Origin of the sequence: Streptomyces sp. NPDC046866 (assembly GCF_040704625.1) — a bacterium.
Classification (GTDB): Bacteria; Actinomycetota; Actinomycetes; order Streptomycetales; family Streptomycetaceae; genus Streptomyces.
The window spans coordinates 1-19,436 of the sequence record NZ_JBEYXN010000043.1 but is presented as its reverse complement, the minus strand read 5'-3'; the positions used below and the strand labels follow the sequence as shown (position 1 = coordinate 19,436).

The following is a 19,436-nucleotide window of genomic DNA, read 5'->3' as shown; positions in this document are numbered from 1 at the left end:
GGGCGGGTTCCGGTGCGGATGCGGGTTCAGCGCAGGGTGAGCGGGGTCTCGGAGGTGGCGCGGGTCAGCTTCTCCGGGTTGCGGACGTAGTAGAGGCCGCAGATGCGGGCGTCCTCCACCCGGACCGCCATGACGCCGTCGAACTCCCCGTCCAGGTGGACGAGGAGCGCCGGGGTGCCGTTGACGACGGTGGGGGCGACGGTGAGCGGGAGCCTGTTCTTGCGCAGGCCGCCCAGCATGAAGCGGACCACCTTCTCGGCCCCGTTGATCGGCCGGAGCGCGGCCTGCTTGATGCCGCCGCCGTCGCCCACCAGGACGACGTCCGGGGCGAGGACGTCGAGGAGGCCCTGCGGGTCCCCGGTCTCCAGCGCGCGCAGGAACGACTGCACGGCCGCGGAGGCCACACCCGGGGAGACCGTCTGCCGCGGGCGGCGGGCGTCGACGTGCCGGCGGGCGCGGTGCGCGATCTGGCGGACGGCCGCGGGGCTCTTGTCGACGGCGGCGGCGATCTCGTCGTAGCCGAGCTCGAAGACCTCGCGCAGCACGAACACCGCCCGCTCGGTCGGCGCCAGGGTCTCCAGGACGAGCATCATCGCCATCGACACGCTTTCGGCGAGCTCGACGTCCTCGGCCACGTCCGGCGAGGTCAGCAGCGGCTCGGGCAGCCACTGGCCGACGTACGCCTCCTTGCGGCGCTGCAGGGTGCGCAGCCGGTTGAGCGCCTGGCGGGTCGTGATGCGGACCAGGTAGCTGCGCCGGTCGCGCACCTGCGCCAGATCTACCGTGACCCAGCGCAGCCAGGTCTCCTGGAGGACGTCCTCGGCGTCGGCCGCCGAGCCGAGCATCTCGTACGCGACGGTGAAGAGCAGGTTCCGGTGGGCGACGAAGGCCTCGGTCGCCGGGTCGGCGACGCGGCCGCCCGCACCGCCCGCAGCACTCGCCCCGCTCCCGTCGCCCGCCCCGCCCGCACCGCTCCCGTCGCCCGCCCCGCCCGCACCGCTCCCGTCGCCCACGTCGCCCGTGTCGATCGCGTGGCTCGTCTCGCTCATCTCGCCCATGTCCCGCTTCCTCTCCCCCTCCTCCGCGGCCGGCCCGGTCGTCGGCGGCCCGCCACCGCGCGTTCGCATCCGCAGCCAGCGGCAAGATCATCTTTCCCTGCCGCGAGGCGTCCGGCTAGACCGCTGCCCGTTCCGCGGCGGCCGGCGCCTCGCCGCGCCCGGCCCGGAGCAGCCGCTGCTGCCGCTCGGCGTCCTTGGCCCACCACGTCCGCACGCCGGGCTTGCGCGCCTCGTAGCCCAGCTGCCAGATGATGCTCCGGCAGATGAGCTCCTTGACCTTCGCGCCCGGCCGGCCGCCGATGTGGTACTTCTTCGCCACGTCGTCCCTCGAGGCGACCTGGAAGATGCCCGCGCGGCGCCCCAGGCTCACGCACAGGCCGGCGAACCCCACCTCGACGGGCGCCGGTTCCTCGCCCGCGATCCGGCTGAGCACCGTCCGGGCCGCCTGCGGGCCCAGCTGCACCGCGGACTGGCAGCCCATCCGGTACGGCAGCCCCGACGGCGCCGCCGAGTCCCCGGCCGCGACGATGCGTACGTCGTCCACGCTGGTCAGCGTCTCGTCCGTGAGCAGGCGGCCCAGGGCGTCCGTGCGCAGGCCGCTGCGCCGGGCGAGGTCCGGCACGCCGAACCCGGCGGTCCAGATCGTCACCGCACTCGGCAGCTCCCGGCCGTTCCCGAGCCGCACCGCTTCGCCCGTCACCGCCGTCACCTTGGTGTCGGGGCCTTCCAGCACGGTCACACCGAGGGCCGCGAGCCGCCCGGCCACCGAGCGCCGGCCGCGGGCGTGCAGGTACGGGCCGAGCACCCCGCCGCACACCAAGGTCACCGTGCGGCCCTGCTCCGCCAGCTCGGCGGCGGTCTCGATGCCGGTCGGACCGGCTCCGACGACCGTCACCGCGGCCGTCGCGGGCGCGGCGTCGAGGACCGGGCGCAGTCGCTGCACCTCCTCCAGGGTGGCGATCGGGAAGGCGAACTCGGCCGCGCCCTGCACGCCGGGGTCGGCGCTGCCGCTGCCCACCGCGTAGACGAGGTGGTCGTAGCCGACCGTGGCGCCGCTCGCCAGGGCCACGCTGCGCCCGGCCGCGTCGATCCGCGTCACGGTGTCGACCACCAGCCGGACGCCCGTCGCCAGTACCTTCCGGTACTCGACGACGGCCTCGTCGGTCCCGCCGACCAACTGGTGCAGCCGGACCCGGTCGACGAAGACCGGACGCGGGTTGACCAGCGTCACGGCCACGTCGTCGCGCTGCGTCAGGCGGTTGGCCGCCATGACACCGGAGTACCCTCCGCCGACCACGACCACCTCGGTACGCGTGTTCTCCGTCATGCCCGTCTCCTCCCTCTCAAGGCGTTCGACCTCAAGACACCGGGCTCCGCACCCCTGTGACGTCCTGTGACCCGGATCACTGTGCCGCCCGGGACCCGGCGGCGACGGCGGTCAGGCCGCCCGGGCCGAAGCGCGGCGGAGGAGGTATTCGTATCTGGCTTCGGCCTGCCGGAGGGTCTCCTCCAGGATCTGCGCCTGCTGTCGGAGGCGGAGGTGTTCTTCCTCCGCCTCCCGGAGCCGTTCCTGCAGCACCGCCAGCCGGTGGGCGCGGGGATTGACGACGCGGAGGGCTTCTGCGTGCTGGGCGAGGAGGCGCTGCTTCGCCTCGGGGGTGAGGTGGCGTCCGTGCGCCGCCAGGTCCCCTACGAGGGTGTGGACGAAGTCCACGGGCGGGATGCGGCGGCCGGTGAGGTACCGCGACACCGTGCCCGCGTCGTAGGGGTGGCGCGCGGCGAAGCGGCGGACGGAGATGTCCAGCGCGTCGAACAGCGCGCGCAGCGAGGTGGCCAGGGCGCGGACCTCGGGCGGGTGGTCGGCGGGGAGGTGGCCCCACCGGGGGGCGCGGGCGGCCTGTTCGGGCGTGGGGCCGGGGGCTTCGGCCGCCGCCCGGCCCGCGGCGCCCGGCTCGGGCGCCGGGATCGCCGGCAGCAGGTCCGGGGCGGGGTGGGAGACCGGGGCCGGGCGGGGGACCGGGGCCTGGTGGGTGAACGGACCGTCCGCTGCGGCCGTCCGGTGCCGCCGTACCCTCGGCCGGGCCCGCGCGGCCTCGCGGAGCCCGAGCCGGTGCCGGGTCCGCAGCCAGGCCGCCGCCGTGCCCGCGATCCAGGCGTCCGGGGAGCCGCCCGCCCGCGTCCGCAGCCAGGGCCGGTTCCGGTAGGCGTGGAGGAGGCAGCCCTGGACCAGTGCCAGGACCATGGCCTCGGACGGGACGGTGGTGCGCTGCGGGGAGCAGGCGTCGCCGAGGCTGCTGCGGGGGTGCCCGGTGAGGCGGGCCAGCACGCGCAGCGAGGGCGAGCCCGCCCACAGCCGCAGCTCGCGCAGGAGTGCGACGTACGCGGCCGGGTCGGCGGCCGGTGCCGGATCCGGCGGGGTGGCGGCCCACGGCTCGTCCGGCCAGAGCCGGTCCGCCCCGCGCGCGATGAACCACTGCTCGGTCCAGTACTGGCGGTCGCCCCGGCAGGCCTCCGCGTACGCCAGGGTCAGGTCCAGGTTCGGCATGGTGTCGCCGGAGGCGGCGCCGGCCAGGGTCGACACCGAGAAGGAGTGCCCGATCCGGGCGGCCATGGCCCGGTAGGTGGGGTTGCCGGCGCCACGGCGCAGGGCGCGCAGCCGAAGGGCGAACGCCCCGAACGGAGCGTCCGGGGCGATCGGCTTCTCGGGCCGGGGCATCAGCTGCTCCGGCCCGTTTCACGGGCGGCTGCCCCCATGGCGACCAGCGCGGCCACGGCGGCCGACAGGTCGTACCCGAGCACGACCAGCACGATGACGATGACGGCCCCCGGTACGAGCGCCGGCACGGAGAACGATCCGCCGCCGGGAAGCCCGACGCAAAAGCTGTTGCTGTTGGTGTTCATGTGAAAATCCTTGGCCCGGACGGGAAATGAAGGTGCGTCACGGGTTGCCGCCCGTGCCGCGTCTTCACCCTGGCACGACCGCTCGGCGGCCGACCACCCCGTCCGGGGCGGGTGTTTTCCGGCTGTGTACGGCTGCGCGCGAGCGCGCGGCACCGGCGCTCCGGACGGGTTGTCCGGGGCTGTCCGGGACCGGTCGGACAACGCCGGGGAAGCCGCAGGCCGGGCGCCCGTTGTCCGGGCCCCGTCCGGGATCGTCCCGGCCACAGTTGCGCACTCCTGCAACAACGCCGGGCAGTCGAACATCTTCCTCGTAGGCATGCTCCACGTCCTGGTCCGGACGGGGCGCCGTACACAGCACACCGCGGGGCCCCTCGTTGCCGCGAGGGACCCGCCCGACATGCCATGAGGCCCGCCGCCCGAGGGGGCGGCGGGCCTCATCGGCCCGGCGTCAGACGGCCGCGGGCTGGGGGATTTCGGGGGTCTGGAGGGCTTCGGTGTAGACCGCTGCTCCGCGGCCCTCCGAGAGGTCGAGCGAGGCGAGGACGGACGGGACCACGATGCTGGGCAGCAGGTGGCGCATCAGCGCGGACACCCGGCCCACCAGGTCGCGGTAGTCGCAGATGGCCTGGGACATGGACTGGATGCCGGCGAAGGAGCCGACGATGACCTCGGCCGTCTCCGACGGCACGACGTGCGGCAGCAGTTCGCCCTGGGCTTGGGCCCGCTGCAGCAGGTCCAGGCCGATCTCGCCCCAGCGCAGGAACGGACCGCTGCGGTCGAGGCCCTGGGCCAGCTGGTCCATCGAGAGCCGGACGCCGGCGCGCACCATGGGGTCGGTCTGGAGGCGGTGGGCGTGCAGCATCACGGCGTCGACGATCTCCTGCACCTTCGAGGCGCGCGGCGGGATCGACAACTGCTGGTCCTGCGCGGCGAGCACGCCCTGCGCCAGGTCCTCCTTCGACTGGAAGTGGAAGTACAGCGCGCCCTTGGTCACGCCGGCGGTGGTGAGGATCTCGGAGATCGTCGCCGCCTGGTACCCCCGCTCCTCGAAGATCTTGGCAGCTGCGGAGAGGATCGTCTTGCGCGTGCGGATGGCTCGGACTTGCTCGGCCACGTGCCTCCCACCTCCTCGGGCTAGGCGAACCGTTGAAGGCTCAGAAAAAACCGTCCAGTTTGTATTTTACATAGGGTAACCCCTGCGCCAAACGGGCACCACTAACAGGTGTAACTTTCAGTCAAGTTGGGACGCTGATGATCCTTGTGACAGGTGCCACCGGAACCGTCGGCCGCGAGGTGCTCCGCCTCCTCCCCGCCGACCTGCGCGTTCGCGTCATGGCCCGGGTCCCCGCCCGGGTCGGACACGCCCCCGCCGGCGCCGAGACCGTGCACGGCGACTACGCCGATCCGCGCTCGCTGGCCGCCGCCCTCGCGGGGGTGCGCTCCGTCTTCCTCGTCACCGCCGATCTGCGCCGCGACGACGGAGGGTTCCTGCGCCTCGCGCGCTCGGCCGGGGTGCGCCACGTGGTCAAGCTCTCCGCCGCCGCCGTCGAGGACCCGGGCGCCGACGACGCCGTCACCCGCTGGCAGCGCGGCAACGAGGAGCTGCTGCGCGCCTCGGGGATGGAGTGGACCCTGCTGCGGCCGCGCTCCTTCATGTCCAACGCGCTGTCCTGGGCCGGCTCCGTCCGCTCCGGGCAGGTGGTCCGCGCCCTGTACGGGGACTCGGCGAACTCCTGCGTCGACCCGCGCGACCTCGCCGAGGTGGCGGCCGGCGCCCTCACCGGGCGGATCCCGGCCTGTGCCGCCCACACCCTGACCGGGCCGCAGGCGCTCACCGCGGTCGAGCAGACGGCCCGGCTCGCCGAACTGCTGGGACGTCCGCTGCGGTTCGAGGAGCTGGGCCCCGACCGGGCGCGCGCCGCGCTCGCCCGGCGCCACCCGGACGCCGTGGTGCGGGCGCTCCTGCACAGCGCGGAGCGGCAGCGCGCCGGGGCGAAGTCCCGGGTCGACGACACCCTTCCCCGGCTGCTCGGCCGGCCCGCGCGCTCCTTCCGTACCTGGGCGGCGGACCACCTGGACGCCTTCGCCCCGCCGCGGGCGCCCCGAGGGTGACGGGCCGGGCGGGGCGCGCACGGTGAGGGGGCGGCGCGGCGCTGGACGGCGGCGCGGGCCCGGCCTGCCGAGGCCTGCTCCGGCCCGTGCTACAGGTGGTGCGTGCCCGCCGTGACCGTCGAGCGGAACAGCTCGGCCCCGCCCTGGCGGGCGGTCACCACCACGGTCTGGCGGCCCTCGGCCGCCTCGGGGACGCGGACGGCCTCGATCATGCAGGGCGCGTCCAGCTCGGCGTACCGCTTGAACTCGCTGGCGAAGCGGAGGGGGAGGTACGAGGACCGGCCGAGCGCGGCCGCGGTGGCCTGGCGGGCCGCCTCCAGCAGCACCATGCCCGGGACGTGGTCCACCGCATGCTCGAACAGCACCGGGTGGCGCGTGTCGACCCTGAGCTGCCAGCGGTCCTGCTCGCCGGTGGGGGAGAGCACGACGTCCATGGGGGACATCCGCCCGACGCTCTGCGGGGCCGCCGGGCTGATCAGCGGGAGCCGGTACCAGTCGCCGTCGAGGGTGTGCTCGCCCCGCACCCGCTTGTACACCGCCGGCGCCATGCAGGAGAAGGAGCCGCCGCCGGTCGCCACGACGTGCCCGTCGCGGTGGAAGACCGCCTCGATGCGCAGACCTGACAGAGCGCTGCCGCGGCGGTTGACCTCCGTGCAGGTCACGTCGATGGTGAGGGTCGCCGGCTCGTAGCCGACGTGGAGGTGCTCGGGGTTCACCGCGATGTCGAGGTCGAACATGGCGAACTGATGGCCGAACGGAACGCCGAACTCGGCGTGGCCGAGGAGGATGCCGATCTGGCGGACGGTCTCGCAGGCGATGAGCGGGTCGTGGTAGCCGCCCGCGACGGGAGTGAAGAAGCTGTGGCTGCGCGGCCACTGGGCGGCCATGACGAAGTGGGTCTCGTCGACGCGGGCCCAGTCGGTGAGCACGACCTCCGCGACCGCGGACCGGTGCACCAGTTCCTTGGGAACGGTCGTGGTCAGCGTGGTGGGGCAGGATCCTGCGGATTTGCCGGCGAACGCGGCGAGGGCCGCCGAGGCCCCCTTCGTGTCTCCGTCGTGCGTGGTCCGTTCGATCTGGAACGTGCTCGCAGACATCGATCCCCCTGGTCTGTGCGACGTGGGTGCGGTGCGGGTTGCCCCTTGGCCGGGAAAACTACATACCAACCGGTTTAATTTCTAGGGGGTTTCGGTCAGCGCCGGAAAATTTGGCCCGGCCGATCCCTGCGATTCGCCTGTTATCACCCGAGTTGCCGGGTCGCGCGCCCGCCACACCGGGTCCTGCCCGGGATTCCGTCGAGAGGGCAACGAGCAGGCGGCGAGCCCGTCTTGAGTGGATCTCCCAATGCAACGGCAGTGACCGCTGCGCGAATCTGTCCGACCTGCACCCTTGACCCGGGTTGGACCCCGCGCACCTATCAGAAACCGCTTGGACGGTTTGTTAGAGTCGCTGTCAACTCGGTCAGTTGGACTCAACTGGCTCAAGTGGGTCAGTTGGGTCGACTGGCCGAATCCCCTGCACTGACGGAGCAGTCGATGGCCAAACAGGAACGCGCGGTGCGCACGCGTGACGCCCTGATCGGGTCCGCAGCCGAGATCTTCGACCGCGAGGGCTACACGGTCGCCTCCCTGACCGCGATCAGCTCGCTGGCCGGAGTGAGCAACGGGGCACTGCACTTCCACTTCGCCAGCAAGGCGGCGCTGGCGGAAGCCGTCGAGGCCGCGGCCGTGCTCCGCCTCGCGGACGTCACCGGCGCCGCGCCCCGGCCCGGCGAGCGCCGGCTGCAGGCCCTCGTCGACGCGACCCACCGGCTGGCGGCGGCCCTGCGCGCCGACGTGGTGCTGCGGGCGGGCTTCCACCTGTGCGGGGAGAGCGCCCGGCCGCCGCAGGAGGACCTGCGCGAGCGGTGGCGGGCCTGGGTCGAGGAGGCGGTCCGGCGGGCGGAGGCGGCCGGCGAACTGCGCCCGGGGGTGGCGGTGGCGGACGTGGTCGCCGCCGTGGTGGCCGCCACCGTCGGCCTGGAGGTGCTCGGCGCCCGGGACACCCGCTGGCTCTCGGCGGCCACCGTCACCCGGCTCTGGCGCCTGCTCCTGCCCACGCTCGTCCCGTCGGCGCCCGCCCCGGACCTGGCCCCCGAGGGGAGCCGGCCGCTTTAGCGACCCTCCGGTCTGTTTCAGGGTGGGTCGGGGAGGATTCCGGACGGGTGCGGGCAGGGGAGGTGACGCCGGCCTGATCCGTGTAGAGGGCAAACTCCCAGTTCAGGAGCGGGAGTTGAGAAGCCCGAGGGGGCCCTCTCGCGCCAAAACAGCACGGTCGGTTTTGTATTGACAAACCGTCGGGCCTGTTTTTTACTGAGGAAGGCTCATCCACGGAGACCAGGGGAGTACGGCGTGGACATCGAAGTACTGGGCACACTGGCGGTGCGGGAACAGGGAGTCTCGATCACTCCGACCGCCCCCAAGCCGCGACAGGTGCTGGCACTCCTGGCGCTCCATGCCGACCAGGTGGTCCCGGTCTCGGCCCTCATCGAGGAGCTGTGGGCCGGCGCCCCGCCGCGCAGCGCCCGCACGACGCTCCAGACGTACGTCCTCCAGCTGCGGGCGCTGATCGCGAGCGCCCTGGAGCAGGGCGCCGGGCAGGCCGAAGGCGCCGCGGAGCCGGCCGCAGCCGGCCCCGCCGGCCCCGCGGGCCGACGCCGCAGTGCCAAGGACGTGCTCGTCACCCTGCCCGGCGGCTACCTGCTCAACAGCGGCGGCGGCACCAGCGACGTCCGCGAGTTCGACCGGCTCGCCGGCATGGGCTACCGGGCCATGGACGCCGACGACTTCCCCGGCGCCGCCCGACTGCTGCGCGAGGCCCTCTCGCTCTGGTCCGGCCCGGCCTTCGCCGACGTACAGGGCGGCGCCCAGCTCGACATGGAGGCCCGCCGGCTCGAGGAGACCCGGCTGTGCGCGCTCGACCAGCGCATCGAGGCCGACCTGCGGCTCGGCCGGCACCGCGAGCTGCTCGCCGAGCTCACGGTGCTCGCCAGCCGCTACCGCACCCACGAGAACCTGCACGGCCAGTTCATGCTGGCCCTGCACCGCTCCGGCCGCCGCGGCGAGGCCCTCGACGTCTACCAGCGGCTGCGCGCGACCCTCGTCCGGGAGCTCGGCATCGAACCGTCGGCGGCCCTGCGCAGACTCCAGCGGTCCATCCTGATGGCCGCCCCGGAGAACCAGCTCGACAACGCCGCGAAGGCCGCCGCCGAGCGACTCGTGCGCGTCGGCTGACATGGCCGCCCCGCGCACCTCGCGCACCTCGCGCACACCGCGCACACCGCGCACCCCGACGGGCAGGCCCGCGAGCCGAGGAGGCAGCGCCGTGCAGGAGAGGTCGGAGCGCACCCGCAGGCGGCTCGTCCGGGCCGGGGCCGAGATGTTCCGGCGCAACGGGTACGAGCGGTCGACGCTCGGCGACATCGCGCGCACCGCGGGCGTCACCAAGGGCGCGCTGTACTTCCACTTCGCCTCCAAGGACGAGCTCGCCGAGGCCGTCCAGCAGCGCGGCGCCGCCCTGCTCGGCGAGACCGTGCGCGACCTGGCCGCCTCGGGCGCGTCACCGCTCCAGGCACTCGTCGACCTCACGCACTGGCTGGCCCGCACCCTGCACGACGACCCGGCGGTGCCCGCCAGCTTCCGGATCACCGTGGAGTGCACCGGCCGGGAGGGCGGCGGCACGGACTTCCGGCGGGCCTGGCTCGCCGCGGTCTGCGCCCTGCTGCGCCGCGCCCGCGACGCCGGCGAACTCCGGGCCGGGACCGGGCCGTACGGCGCCGGGTGGGACCGGGCCGAGTCGCTCGTCGCCGCGGCCGCCTGCGGCATCGAGGCCATGGCCGCCACCGGCATGCCGTACGAGGAGCTCGGGCGCCGGGTCGCCGCGATGTGGGAGCTGCTGCTGCCCGCGCTGGTACCGGCCGGGGCCGCGGCACGCTACCGCACCGGGCCGGGCGCGAGCCCCGCCGACGACACCCGCCGGCTCTCGCCGTACCTGGGCAGCGCCATCTGAGGGCGCCCGCGCCCGCCCGCCTGCCCGCCCGCCGAGTCCTGGAGAGCCGCAGATGACGAGTGAACGCCCTGCCGCCGCAGCCCCGGCGGCTGTGCCGGCCGCGGTGCCGGCCGCGGTGCCGGCCGCCGTGCTGAGGGACGTCGTCGGCGTCCTCGGCGACGTGCTGCGCAAGCGGCCCGAGGCCATCGACCCGGAGCAGACCTTCCAGTCCCTCGGGATGGACTCCCTGCTCACGGTGGAACTGGTGGCGGTCGTCAATGCGCGGTACGGCACGGAGATCCTGCCGACCGACCTGTACGACCACCCCACGCCCGAGTCCTTCGCCCGCCAGGTGGCCGCCGAACTGGACCGGGTCGGCACCGCGGTCCCGACTGCGGTCCGTGCTGCGGACCGGACCGCCCGCACCGCGGGGCCGGCGGCGGAGCCGGTCTCCTCCCGAGCCGAGGAGATCGCCCGGGCGCTGCGCGAACAGCTCGCCGCCGTCCTGTGCTGCGACGTGTGGGACGTCGGGCCCGACACGGACTTCGCCGCGCTCGGCCTGGACTCCATCCTCGGCGCCGAGTTCGTCGCCACCGTCAACCGCACCTTCGGGCTCCAGGAGCGGGCGGTGGTCCTGTACGACCACCCCGACATCACCGCGCTCGCCGCCCACGTCGCCGAGCTCCTCGGAGCCGCACAGCGGGTCCCGGCCACGGTCGGCGCCGCCGGACTCGACGTGCTGCTGGACGCGGTGCGCGACGACCGGCTGACCGTGGACGAGGCGCTCGTCCTGCTGGCCCGGCGCAGCTGAGGGAATCCGTCCGGATGGACGAGAAGGAGATCCTGACCCGCTTCCGCAACGGCACCCTGACGCGGGCCCAGACCACGGCCCTCCTGGCGGGCGTCACCCCGGCCCCCGGGCCGGCTCCGGAGCCCGGGGTCGACGCCGGCGCCGCTTCGAGCCCCGGCCCCGGCCCGGCGCCCGGAGGTCCCGGCCCGGGGCGCGGGGCCGCGGGCGGGCCCCGCCTGCACTACGGCTCCGGCGAGCCTGCGTCCGAGCCCGGCCTCGGGCCCGGAGCGGGGTTCGAGGCGGGGTTCGGTTCCGCCACCGACGCGGGTCCCGGCGCGCGCGGCGGTGCGGTTCCCGGCGAAGGGCTCGCCCCCGGGCCCGCGTCCGGCCCGCTCGGCCTCGCCCCGAGCTCCGACCCGGGCCCCGGCGGGCGCACCGGGCCCGGGGCCGGACCCGACGGCGGACGCGGTTCTCCGGCCGGGGCCGTGGCCGTGGTCGGGATGGCCGGGCGGCAGCCGCGGTGCGGGGACCTCGAGGGCGTGTGGCGGCAGGCCGAGGGCGGGGGGAGCACCGCCTCCGGGCCGCCGGGCGGGCGGGGCGGGAACGTGGTCGGGCACTACCTCGACCGGGTCCAGGACTTCGATGCCGCCTTCTTCGGGATCGAGCCGGCCGAGGCGGCCCTCGTCGACCCGCAGGAGCGGCTCTTCCTGGAGACCGCCTGGGAGGCCCTGGAGGACGCGGGCTGCACCGGCAGCCGGCTCGACGCCCTGCGCGACGCCGACGGCACGCCGCGCAGCGTCGGCGTGTTCGCCGGCGCCGGCCCGGGGGACTACGCGCTGCTCGCCGCCGAGTCCTGGGGCCGCGGACACCGCCGCCGCCTGCCGCGCGGCGGCAGTTGGAACCTCTCCAACCGGGTCTCCGGCCTGCTGCGGCTGACCGGCCCCAGCGTCAGCATCGACACCGCCGAGTCCTCCGCGCTGGTCGCCCTGCACCAGGCCCTCTCCGCCCTGCGGCGCGGCGAGTGCGCGGCGGCCCTGGTCGGCGGGGTACAGCTGCTGCTGCACGCCTCCAACCGCCGCCCCGGAGCCGGCGAGGCGGTCGGCGCGCTGGTCCTCAAACCGCTCGAACGGGCCCTCGCCGACGGTGACACCGTGCACTGCCTGATCCGCGGCAGCGCCGTCGGCCACGAGGGCGCCGCCCGCAGGAACGCCGGCCCCGCCGGGCGGATCGCACGGGCGGCCCTGCGCGAGGCCGGCGCCGATCCGGCCGGCTCCGGCGGGCTGCTGCGGGAAGACGCGGACTCGGTGGCCGCCGCCGTCGGCGCGGCCGGGGCCGCCACCGGCGTCGCCGTGCTCCTGCGCGCCGCCCTGCAGCTGCGCCACGGCGTGCTGCTGCCCGCGGCCGGCCGTCCGGCAGCCGCCCCCTGGCCGGTTCCCCCCGGCGGGGTGCGCCGGGCCTCGGCCGGGGTCCGCGGTGCCGGCGGTGTCGAGGCGCACGTGGTCCTGGAGGAGTACGTCGCGCCGCCCGGCGCGACGACCGGGCGGCGGAGCGGGCGGTCCGCCGAGCTGGTGGTGCTGTCCGCGCCCACCCCGGCCCACCTCGCCGCCACCGCCCGGCGGTTCGCCGGATTCCTGGCCGCACCGGGCCCGCAGCCGGACCTCGCGGCGCTCGCAGCCAGTCTGCGGACGGGGCGCGCCGCGATGGACTGCCGGTACGCGGCCGTCGTCGGCGACACCGGCCGGCTGGCCCGCGTACTGGCCGACCTCGACCCGGCGGACGGCCGCCACCCCGACTGCGCCGACCTGCGCCACGGCGCCGCGGACCCGCACCGGCTCGGCGAGGTGCCCGAGACCCGCGCCTACCTCGCCGCGCTCTGGTCGGGGCGGCGCCTGGACCAGCTGAAGCGGCTGTGGCTGTCGGGGGTGGACGTGGACTGGGCCGCACTGGAGGGCGCGCAGGGCCAGCGCCCGGTCGCCGTTCCGCTGCCGGCGTCCGCCTTTCTGCGCACACCGCTGTGGCTCGACGCCTCCGGTGAAACACCCGAGACCGCCGAGAACGCCGAGACCCCCGAAACAACCGGCACGCGCGACGCGTCCCGTTCCTGATTTCCTCCGATGAACACACTCGTCGGAATACGGCTCGGGGCCCGGTCGAGCAATGCCGGAAATTCCGTGAGGAGGGCGAAGGTCAGACGAGTTGGCCGTCCGGAAAAAGGTTCGGCAGCCCGGAGATTTCCAGCAGGCCGGGATCGCCCGTGAGTTCGGGCAGTTCCGGAATCGCCGGGCCGTTCGAGCTGCCCGCGGTGTCCGGGCCGTGCGCATTCCGTGCTCCGGCCGCTCCCGCCACCGTGCCGGACAACTGCTCGAAACGGTGTACCAGCGCCTGCTGCTGCCGGGCCAGGGCCTCGATCCGCTCGCCCAGCCGGACGATCTCGCCGCCGAGCCGGTGCAGTTCCCCGGCCCGTTCCTCGGCCCGTTCCCCGCCCCGCTGCCCGACCCGGTCCCCGGTCGGGACCGCTGCCGGGTCCGGGACCCGCGCGAGCACCGGGGGCGCGGCCGGCGGGGGCACCGCCAGGGACGGGGCGTGCCGCAGGATGTCGTCCAGCCGCCCGCGCAGCGCCGGGCCCGGCTCCACGCCGAGCCCGTCGACCAGCCGCCGGCGGGCCCGCTCGTACACGCCGAGCGCCTCCCCCTGCCGCCCGCCCCGGTACAGGGCCAGCATCAGCAGGTCGTAGAACCGCTCCCGCAGCGGGTGCTCGGCCGTCAGCCGCTCCAGCTCGCGGACGGCCTCGCCGTGCCGCCCGCCCGCCAGGTCCGCCTCGTACAGCGTCTCCAGCGTGGTCAGCCGCAGCTCCTCCAGCCGGTCCGCCTCCCGCGCGCAGATCGGCCCGCGCAGGCTGCCGTCGAGCGCCGGACCGCGCCACAGCGCGAGCGCCGAGCGCAGCAGGCCGGCGGCCCGTCCGGGGTCGTCGACCAGGACCGCGCGCCCCTCGGCCGACAGCGCGTGGAAGCGCCGGGCGTCGCCCGCGGCGCCGTCCGGCCGCAGCAGGTAGCCGAGCGCGTGCGTGCCGATCCAGTCCGCACGGCGCCCGTCCGGCCCGGGCGGCGCCACCGGCAGCAGCCGGCGCAGCCGCGCCACGTGGGCCTGGAGCGCATTGGACCCGCCGGCCGGCGGCCGGTCGCCCCACAGCTCGTCGACGAGCCGCTCCGTGCCGAGCACCTCGCCCGCCCGTACGACGAGCGCGGCGAGCAGGGTGCGCTGCTTGGCCCCCGAGGGCACGACGCGAAGACCCGTCCCGTGGTCGTACACCTCCACCGGGCCGAGGACGCGGAACTCCACCCCGCCGTTCCGGCTCTTCTCGCCGTGCTGCGCGGCGAATTCCATCCGCCTCCTCCTCCCGGTGACTGTTCGGAAATGTAGCAGCCGGTACCGGCTCTGCAAGCACAGCGGTCGGAGGGCTGCTCGACAGCTGCTCGAGAATTCGGGGACATTGTCCGGTGCCCGGCTACCGTTCCCGTTCGGAGTCTGAAAATCGATGGGACTCGACAAACAGGCGGAGGAATCCATGAAGATTCAGGTTCTGGGTCCGTTGAGTGCCGAAGTCAACGGGGCGTCGATTGTTCCGACGGCCGGCAAGCCGCGGCAGATCCTGGCACTGCTCGCGCTCTACCCGGGACGCGTGATGCCCGTCCCGACCCTCATGGAGGAGATCTGGGGCACGAACCTGCCGCAGAGCGCGCTGACCACCCTCCAGACGTACATCCTCCAGCTGCGCCGGCGCCTCGGCACGGCCATGGGCCCGGGCGCCCCGGGCAGCGCCAAGGACGTCCTCGCCACCCGGCACGGCGGCTACCTGCTCCAGGTGCAGCCGGAGTCCGTCGACGTCCACGCGTACGAACGCCTCGTCGCGGGCGGCCAGACCGCGTTCGAGGAAGGCGACGACGAGCAGGCGGCCGGCCTGCTGCGCCAGGCGCTCGCCATGTGGCAGGGCCCGGCGCTGGTCGACGTACGCGTCGGCCCCATCCTGGAGATCGAGGTGATGCGGCTGGAGGAGAGCCGCCTGGTCACCGTCGAGCGGCGCATCGACGCCGACCTGCGCCTCGGCCGGCACACCGAACTCCTCGCCGAACTCGCCGAGCTGATCGCCCGCCACCCGCAGCACGAGGGCCTGCACTCGCAGGCGATGGTCGCCCTGTACCGCTCGGGCCGCCAGGCCACCGGCCTGGACGTCTACCGGCGGCTGCGCACCCGGCTCATCGACGAACTCGGCGTGGAGCCCTCGCCGCAGCTCCAGCGCCTGCACCAGGCGATGCTCACCGTCGACCCGGCCCTGGACGTGATCGCGGGCCCGCGCCGCGGCTCCACCTTCGACCTGTACGCGGCGTAGCGCGGTTCGAGCCCGTCTCCAGCGGCTTCCGCCAGGGTCGAGGGCGACGACCCGGGCGGGACAGCGGACACCACACGGTGCCGGAACCGGGCAGACCAGGGAGGGCGGCGATGGCGCAGCCGGCGCACACGGCGCAGAGCACGGCGGTACGACTGCACTGCTTCGCGCACGCAGGGGCCGGGGACTCCGCCTTCCGGCGGTGGAACCGGGCCGTCGGCAGCGGGGTCGAGGCCGTCTCCTGGCCGCTGCCCGGCCGCGACCGCCGCCGCCGCGAGCCGCGGATCACCACCCGCGCGCAGCTCCTCGCCGACCTCAAGCCGCTGTTCGAGCAGATCGCCGACGAGCCCGCCGTGCCGTACGTGCTCTACGGGCACAGCCTCGGCGGCACCGTCGCCTACGCCGTGGCCCGCGCCCTCGCCGAGGCCCGGCTCCCGCAGCCCGCCCTCGTCGCCATCGGCGCCTGCCCGCCGCCCGACGCCCCGGCCGCCCTCGCCGGCGCGGCCGGCCTGCCCGACGCCGAACTCCTGCGCGTGCTCGACCGCTACGGGGCCGCGCCGCCCGGCGCCGAGCCCGGCGACCTGTGGCACCGCATGGTCCTGCCCGTCCTGCGCGACGACCTGCGCCTGGCCCTGGACCTGCGCACCACCGCCGAGGGGCCGCTCACCGCGGCGCTGCTCGCCGTCAACGGCTCCGAGGACCGGCTCGCGGACGCCGCCGCGCTCGCCGGCTGGCAGCGCTGGACCACCGGCCGGACCGTGCGGCGCACCCTGCCCGGCGGCCACTTCTTCGTCCGCGGCCAGGAGCTGCCCCGGCTGCTCGGCCGGGCCGCCCGCACCGCGGCGCGCATCGCGGCCCGCGGCCCCGGCACCGACCCCGGCACCCACCGCACCCACCGCACGGACAGCACGGACAGGGGAGAAGCGCGATGAGGCGCGTGGCCATCACGGGCATCGGGGTCGTCGCCCCCGGCCGCCCCGGCACCAAGGAGTACTGGTCGCTGCTGACCGAGGGGCGCACCGCCACCCGCGCCATCTCCCTCTTCGACGCCTCCTCCTTCCGCTCCCGCATCGCCGCCGAGGCCGACTTCGACCCCCTCGAGCACGGCCTCACCCCCGCCGAGGCCCAGGTCCTGGACCGGGCCGCCCAGTTCGCCGTCGTCAGCGCCCGCGAGGCCCTCGCCGCCGCGGGCGCGGCCGGCGCCTTCGACCCCGCACGCACGGGCGTGACCCTCGGCAGCGCCCTGGGCTGCACCAGCGCCCTGGACGCCCAGTACGGGGCCGTCAGCGACGCCGGCACGCGCTGGCTCGTCGACCACACGAAAGCGGTACCGCACCTCTACGACTACTTCGTGCCCAGCTCCATGGCGGCCGAGGTGGCCCGTACCGCCGGCGCGCAAGGACCGGTCTCCCTCGTCTCCACCGGCTGCACCTCCGGACTGGACGCCATCGGGCACGCCGTCGACCTGATCCGCGAGGGCAGCGCCGACGTGATGGTGGCCGGCGCCACCGAGGCCCCCGTCACCCCCATCACGGTGGCCTGCTTCGACGCGATCCGCGCCACCTCCACCCGCAACGACGACCCGGCCACCGCCTCCCGCCCCTTCGACGCCACCCGCAACGGGTTCGTCCTCGGCGAGGGCGCCGCCGTCCTCGTCCTGGAGGAGTACGGGCACGCCCGCCGCCGCGGCGCCCACGTCCACGCCGAGATCTCCGGCTTCGCCTCCCGCAGCAACGCGTACCACATGACCGGACTGCGCCCCGACGGCGCCGAGATGGCCGCGGCGATCACCGCCGCCCTCGGCGAGGCACGGCTGGCGCCCGAGCGCATCGACTACGTCAACGCGCACGGCTCCGGCACCAAGCAGAACGACAAGCACGAGACCGAGGCCTTCAAGCGCAGCCTCGGCCGGCACGCGTACGAGGTGCCCGTCAGCTCCGTCAAATCGATGATCGGGCACTCGCTGGGCGCGATCGGGGCCCTGGAGGTCGCCGCCTGCGCCCTCGCCATCGAGCACGACCTCGTCCCGCCGACGGCGAACCTGCACGAGCCCGACCCGGCCTGCGACCTCGACTACACCCCGCTGACCGCCCGCGCGCAGCGCACCGACGCGGTGCTGACCGTCGGCAGCGGCTTCGGGGGCTTCCAGAGCGCCATGATCCTGACCAGCCCGAACCTGAAGGCGGAGGACTGACCCGTGACGACCACCGCAGTCGCCGTCTCCGGCGCCGGGCCCGCGCACGCGCACGCGGGCGCGCCCGCCGCCGTGTTCACCGGGATCGGCGTGGCCGCCCCCAACGGGCTGGGGGCCGAGGCCTGGTGGGCCGCCGTGCTGCGCGGCGAGAGCGGCATCCGCCCGCTCACCCGCTTCGACGCCTCCTCCTACCCGGCGCGGCTGGCGGGGGAGGTCCCCGGCTTCGTCGACGAGGACCACGTCCCCAACCGGCTGCTCCAGCAGACGGACCGGGTCACCCGGCTCTCGCTGGCCGCCGCCAAGGAGGCCCTCGACGACGCCGGGGCCGATCCCGCCGACCTGCCCGAGTACGCCGCCGGCGTGGTCACCGCCAACTCCGCCGGCGGCTTCGAGTTCGGGCAGCGCGAGCTCCAGGCGCTGTGGAGCCGAGGCGGCCGGCACGTCAGCGCGTACCAGTCCTTCGCCTGGTTCTACGCGGTCAACAGCGGCCAGATCTCCATCCGGCACGGGCTGCGCGGCGCCAGCGGCGTCCTCGTCTCCGAACAGGCCGGCGGGCTCGACGCGGCCGCCCACGCCCGCCGCCAGATCCGCAAGGGCGCCCACCTCGTCGTCACCGGCGGGATCGACTCCGCGCTGTGCCCGTGGGGCTGGGCGGCCCACCTCGCGGGCGGCGGGCTCAGCACCGCCGAGGACCCGGCCCGCGCGTACCTGCCCTTCGACCGGGACGCGAACGGGTACGTCCCCGGCGAGGGCGGGGCCCACCTGGTCCTGGAGGACGCGGGGGCCGCCTGCCGGCGGGGGGCGCGCGTGTACGGGACGCTCGCCGGGCATGCGGCTGCCTTCGACGCCTTCGAAAACGGGGACCGGGCTTCCGTGGCCGGCGCCGGCGGCGGGTGCCGGCTCGGGGCCGCCGCCGCGGGCGCCCTCGCCGACGCCGGACTGGAACCCGCCGACGTCGACGTGGTCTTCGCCGACGCCGCGGGCAGCCGCGCCGCCGACCGCCGCGAGGCCGAGGCGCTGACCGCCCTGTTCGGGGAGCGGGGGGTCCCCGTGACCGCGCCCAAGTCGATGACCGGCCGCCTGCTGGCCGGCGGCGGCGCCCTTGACCTCGCCGCCGCCCTGCTCGCCCTGCGCGACCAGGCCGTCCCGCCGACGACGGGCACCGCGGAGCCCGCCGACGACTGCCCCCTCGACCTCGTCACCGGCGTGCCCCGCACCGGGATCCGGCTGCGCACCGCGCTCGTCCTCGCGCGCGGCCGCGGCGGATTCAACTCCGCTGCCGTGGTCCGCGCCCCGGGCGCCTGATCCCGCCGCCGTCCCCGCCCCCGCTCCCTCCCCGCCTACCTGACCCTTATTCGACCGGAACAGAGGTATGTCATGGACCGCCTGGAACTCGACCAGCTCAAGCGCATCCTGCGCGAGTGCGCCGGTGAGGAGGAGGGCGTCGACCTCGACGGCGACGTCCTGGACCAGTACTGGTTCGAGCTCGGCTACGACTCCCTGGCCGTGCTCCAGGCCACCGGGTGGATCGAGCGGGAGTTCGACATCGTGCTCGACGGTGAGGACTTCGACGACGCCGATACGCCGCGGCGCTACCTGGACATGGTCAACCGGGTCCTGGCCGAGCGCGCCTCCGTCTGAGCGCTGCTCCCCGTACTGCCCGTACTGCCCGTACTGCCCGTACCGCCCGTACCGCCCGTGGGCTCCGCCCGGCCGTGGCCGCTGCGCGGAGCCTTCCCCCACCCCGCCCCTTCCCGAAACCGGGCTCCGCCCGGACCCTCCCCCAGCTACCGCTGGGGGGACCCCCAGCCTCAAACGCGGCGGGGCTCGATGGCCTGGCTCTGCCCGGACCGTCAAAGATCGGGGGCTCCGCCCCCGGACACCCCCTCGAACGCCGCGCGGGCTGGACGGATCCAGCCCCCGCGGGGGTGGGGGGGGGCCGGGGGCGCGCTGGGGTTCGATCCCCGATTT

The 19,436-nt window shown here is 75.3% G+C and carries 18 protein-coding genes; 11 read left to right on the top strand and 7 right to left on the bottom strand.

The genetic code is table 11. From position 1 onward, the window contains the following. Positions 1-26: 26 nt before the first annotated feature. The 5 genes from AB0953_RS33980 to AB0953_RS33960 all read right to left on the bottom strand — a co-directional run bounded on the left by AB0953_RS33980 (position 27) and on the right by AB0953_RS33960 (position 5,073). Positions 27-1,058, bottom strand: a complete 1,032-nt coding sequence (locus AB0953_RS33980; RefSeq protein ID WP_366863453.1) for an RNA polymerase sigma-70 factor — start codon at positions 1,056-1,058, stop codon at positions 27-29. A 115-nt stretch (positions 1,059-1,173) separates the two neighbouring features. Then, a complete protein-coding gene (locus tag AB0953_RS33975; RefSeq protein WP_366863452.1) occupies positions 1,174-2,385 on the bottom strand; it encodes an FAD-dependent oxidoreductase in 1,212 nt (403 codons plus the stop codon). Positions 2,386-2,496: 111 nt separating this feature from the next. Further along, positions 2,497-3,774 carry a hypothetical protein gene (locus AB0953_RS33970; RefSeq protein ID WP_366863451.1) on the bottom strand — a complete coding sequence of 426 codons (1,278 nt, stop codon included), beginning with the start codon at positions 3,772-3,774 and terminating at the stop codon, positions 2,497-2,499. Then, on the bottom strand, positions 3,774-3,959 hold the full coding sequence (locus AB0953_RS33965) for a hypothetical protein (protein ID WP_366863450.1): 186 nt from the start codon (positions 3,957-3,959) through the stop codon (positions 3,774-3,776). Before AB0953_RS33965 ends, AB0953_RS33970 begins: the two co-directional genes overlap by 1 nt. A gap of 448 nt (positions 3,960-4,407) precedes the next feature. Next, entirely contained in the window at positions 4,408-5,073 is a 666-nt protein-coding gene (locus tag AB0953_RS33960; RefSeq protein WP_366863449.1) for a ScbR family autoregulator-binding transcription factor, read from the bottom strand. 137 nt (positions 5,074-5,210) lie between these two features. On the opposite strand from AB0953_RS33960, the gene AB0953_RS33955 reads away from it, so the two are divergent. Then, entirely contained in the window at positions 5,211-6,071 is an 861-nt protein-coding gene (locus tag AB0953_RS33955) for an NAD(P)H-binding protein (protein ID WP_366863448.1), read from the top strand. An 89-nt stretch (positions 6,072-6,160) separates the two neighbouring features. Here the strand turns inward: AB0953_RS33955 and AB0953_RS33950 are convergent, their stop codons facing one another. Continuing rightward, positions 6,161-7,168 (bottom strand): ScbA/BarX family gamma-butyrolactone biosynthesis protein, encoded by a 1,008-nt coding sequence (locus AB0953_RS33950; protein ID WP_366863447.1) that lies wholly within the window; start codon positions 7,166-7,168, stop codon positions 6,161-6,163. A gap of 438 nt (positions 7,169-7,606) precedes the next feature. Here AB0953_RS33950 and AB0953_RS33945 point away from each other — a divergent pair, with 438 nt between their 5' ends. The 5 genes from AB0953_RS33945 to AB0953_RS33925 all read left to right on the top strand — a co-directional run bounded on the left by AB0953_RS33945 (position 7,607) and on the right by AB0953_RS33925 (position 12,992). Next, complete coding sequence (locus AB0953_RS33945; protein WP_366863446.1) at positions 7,607-8,227, top strand: ScbR family autoregulator-binding transcription factor; 621 nt, start codon at positions 7,607-7,609, stop codon at positions 8,225-8,227. Between the two features lie 234 nt (positions 8,228-8,461). Beyond that, entirely contained in the window at positions 8,462-9,343 is an 882-nt protein-coding gene (locus tag AB0953_RS33940) for an AfsR/SARP family transcriptional regulator (RefSeq protein ID WP_366863445.1), read from the top strand. Positions 9,344-9,434: 91 nt separating this feature from the next. After that, positions 9,435-10,118 carry a ScbR family autoregulator-binding transcription factor gene (locus AB0953_RS33935; protein ID WP_366863444.1) on the top strand — a complete coding sequence of 228 codons (684 nt, stop codon included), beginning with the start codon at positions 9,435-9,437 and terminating at the stop codon, positions 10,116-10,118. A gap of 52 nt (positions 10,119-10,170) precedes the next feature. Next, entirely contained in the window at positions 10,171-10,908 is a 738-nt protein-coding gene (locus tag AB0953_RS33930; RefSeq protein ID WP_366863443.1) for an acyl carrier protein, read from the top strand. A gap of 14 nt (positions 10,909-10,922) precedes the next feature. Beyond that, positions 10,923-12,992, top strand: a complete 2,070-nt coding sequence (locus tag AB0953_RS33925; RefSeq protein ID WP_366863442.1) for a beta-ketoacyl synthase N-terminal-like domain-containing protein — start codon at positions 10,923-10,925, stop codon at positions 12,990-12,992. 82 nt (positions 12,993-13,074) lie between these two features. On the opposite strand, the gene AB0953_RS33920 is transcribed toward AB0953_RS33925, so the two are convergent. Next, positions 13,075-14,271, bottom strand: a complete 1,197-nt coding sequence (locus tag AB0953_RS33920) for an AfsR/SARP family transcriptional regulator (protein ID WP_366863441.1) — start codon at positions 14,269-14,271, stop codon at positions 13,075-13,077. 181 nt (positions 14,272-14,452) lie between these two features. Between AB0953_RS33920 and AB0953_RS33915 the strand changes: the two genes are divergently transcribed. The 5 genes from AB0953_RS33915 to AB0953_RS33895 all read left to right on the top strand — a co-directional run bounded on the left by AB0953_RS33915 (position 14,453) and on the right by AB0953_RS33895 (position 19,106). After that, the gene (locus AB0953_RS33915; RefSeq protein WP_366863440.1) at positions 14,453-15,274 is read left to right on the top strand and encodes an AfsR/SARP family transcriptional regulator; all 822 of its coding nucleotides are present in this window, start codon (positions 14,453-14,455) and stop codon (positions 15,272-15,274) included. Between the two features lie 110 nt (positions 15,275-15,384). Next, positions 15,385-16,203, top strand: a complete 819-nt coding sequence (locus AB0953_RS33910) for an alpha/beta fold hydrolase (RefSeq protein WP_366863439.1) — start codon at positions 15,385-15,387, stop codon at positions 16,201-16,203. Continuing rightward, a complete protein-coding gene (locus tag AB0953_RS33905; protein WP_366863438.1) occupies positions 16,200-17,465 on the top strand; it encodes a beta-ketoacyl-[acyl-carrier-protein] synthase family protein in 1,266 nt (421 codons plus the stop codon). The genes AB0953_RS33910 and AB0953_RS33905 overlap by 4 nt, the downstream gene beginning before the upstream one ends. Positions 17,466-17,537: 72 nt before the next feature. Beyond that, a complete protein-coding gene (locus AB0953_RS33900) occupies positions 17,538-18,770 on the top strand; it encodes a ketosynthase chain-length factor (RefSeq protein ID WP_366863472.1) in 1,233 nt (410 codons plus the stop codon). Positions 18,771-18,842: 72 nt separating this feature from the next. Continuing rightward, positions 18,843-19,106, top strand: a complete 264-nt coding sequence (locus AB0953_RS33895; protein WP_366863437.1) for an acyl carrier protein — start codon at positions 18,843-18,845, stop codon at positions 19,104-19,106. Positions 19,107-19,436 lie beyond the last annotated feature (330 nt).

Bases quoted from the DNA above. Each gene is read 5' to 3' on its own strand.
- AB0953_RS33915 (WP_366863440.1), top strand. From the start codon at position 14,453: ATGAAGATTCAGGTTCTGGGTCCGTTGAGTGCCGAAGTCAACGGGGCG.
- AB0953_RS33950 (WP_366863447.1), bottom strand. From the start codon at position 7,168: ATGTCTGCGAGCACGTTCCAGATCGAACGGACCACGCACGACGGAGAC.
- AB0953_RS33910 (WP_366863439.1), top strand. From the start codon at position 15,385: ATGGCGCAGCCGGCGCACACGGCGCAGAGCACGGCGGTACGACTGCAC.
- AB0953_RS33895 (WP_366863437.1), top strand. From the start codon at position 18,843: ATGGACCGCCTGGAACTCGACCAGCTCAAGCGCATCCTGCGCGAGTGC.
- AB0953_RS33965 (WP_366863450.1), bottom strand. From the start codon at position 3,959: ATGAACACCAACAGCAACAGCTTTTGCGTCGGGCTTCCCGGCGGCGGA.
- AB0953_RS33925 (WP_366863442.1), top strand. From the start codon at position 10,923: ATGGACGAGAAGGAGATCCTGACCCGCTTCCGCAACGGCACCCTGACG.
- AB0953_RS33930 (WP_366863443.1), top strand. From the start codon at position 10,171: ATGACGAGTGAACGCCCTGCCGCCGCAGCCCCGGCGGCTGTGCCGGCC.
- AB0953_RS33975 (WP_366863452.1), bottom strand. From the start codon at position 2,385: ATGACGGAGAACACGCGTACCGAGGTGGTCGTGGTCGGCGGAGGGTAC.
- AB0953_RS33945 (WP_366863446.1), top strand. From the start codon at position 7,607: ATGGCCAAACAGGAACGCGCGGTGCGCACGCGTGACGCCCTGATCGGG.
- AB0953_RS33905 (WP_366863438.1), top strand. From the start codon at position 16,200: ATGAGGCGCGTGGCCATCACGGGCATCGGGGTCGTCGCCCCCGGCCGC.
- AB0953_RS33920 (WP_366863441.1), bottom strand. From the start codon at position 14,271: ATGGAATTCGCCGCGCAGCACGGCGAGAAGAGCCGGAACGGCGGGGTG.
- AB0953_RS33955 (WP_366863448.1), top strand. From the start codon at position 5,211: ATGATCCTTGTGACAGGTGCCACCGGAACCGTCGGCCGCGAGGTGCTC.
- AB0953_RS33980 (WP_366863453.1), bottom strand. From the start codon at position 1,058: ATGGGCGAGATGAGCGAGACGAGCCACGCGATCGACACGGGCGACGTG.
- AB0953_RS33970 (WP_366863451.1), bottom strand. From the start codon at position 3,774: ATGCCCCGGCCCGAGAAGCCGATCGCCCCGGACGCTCCGTTCGGGGCG.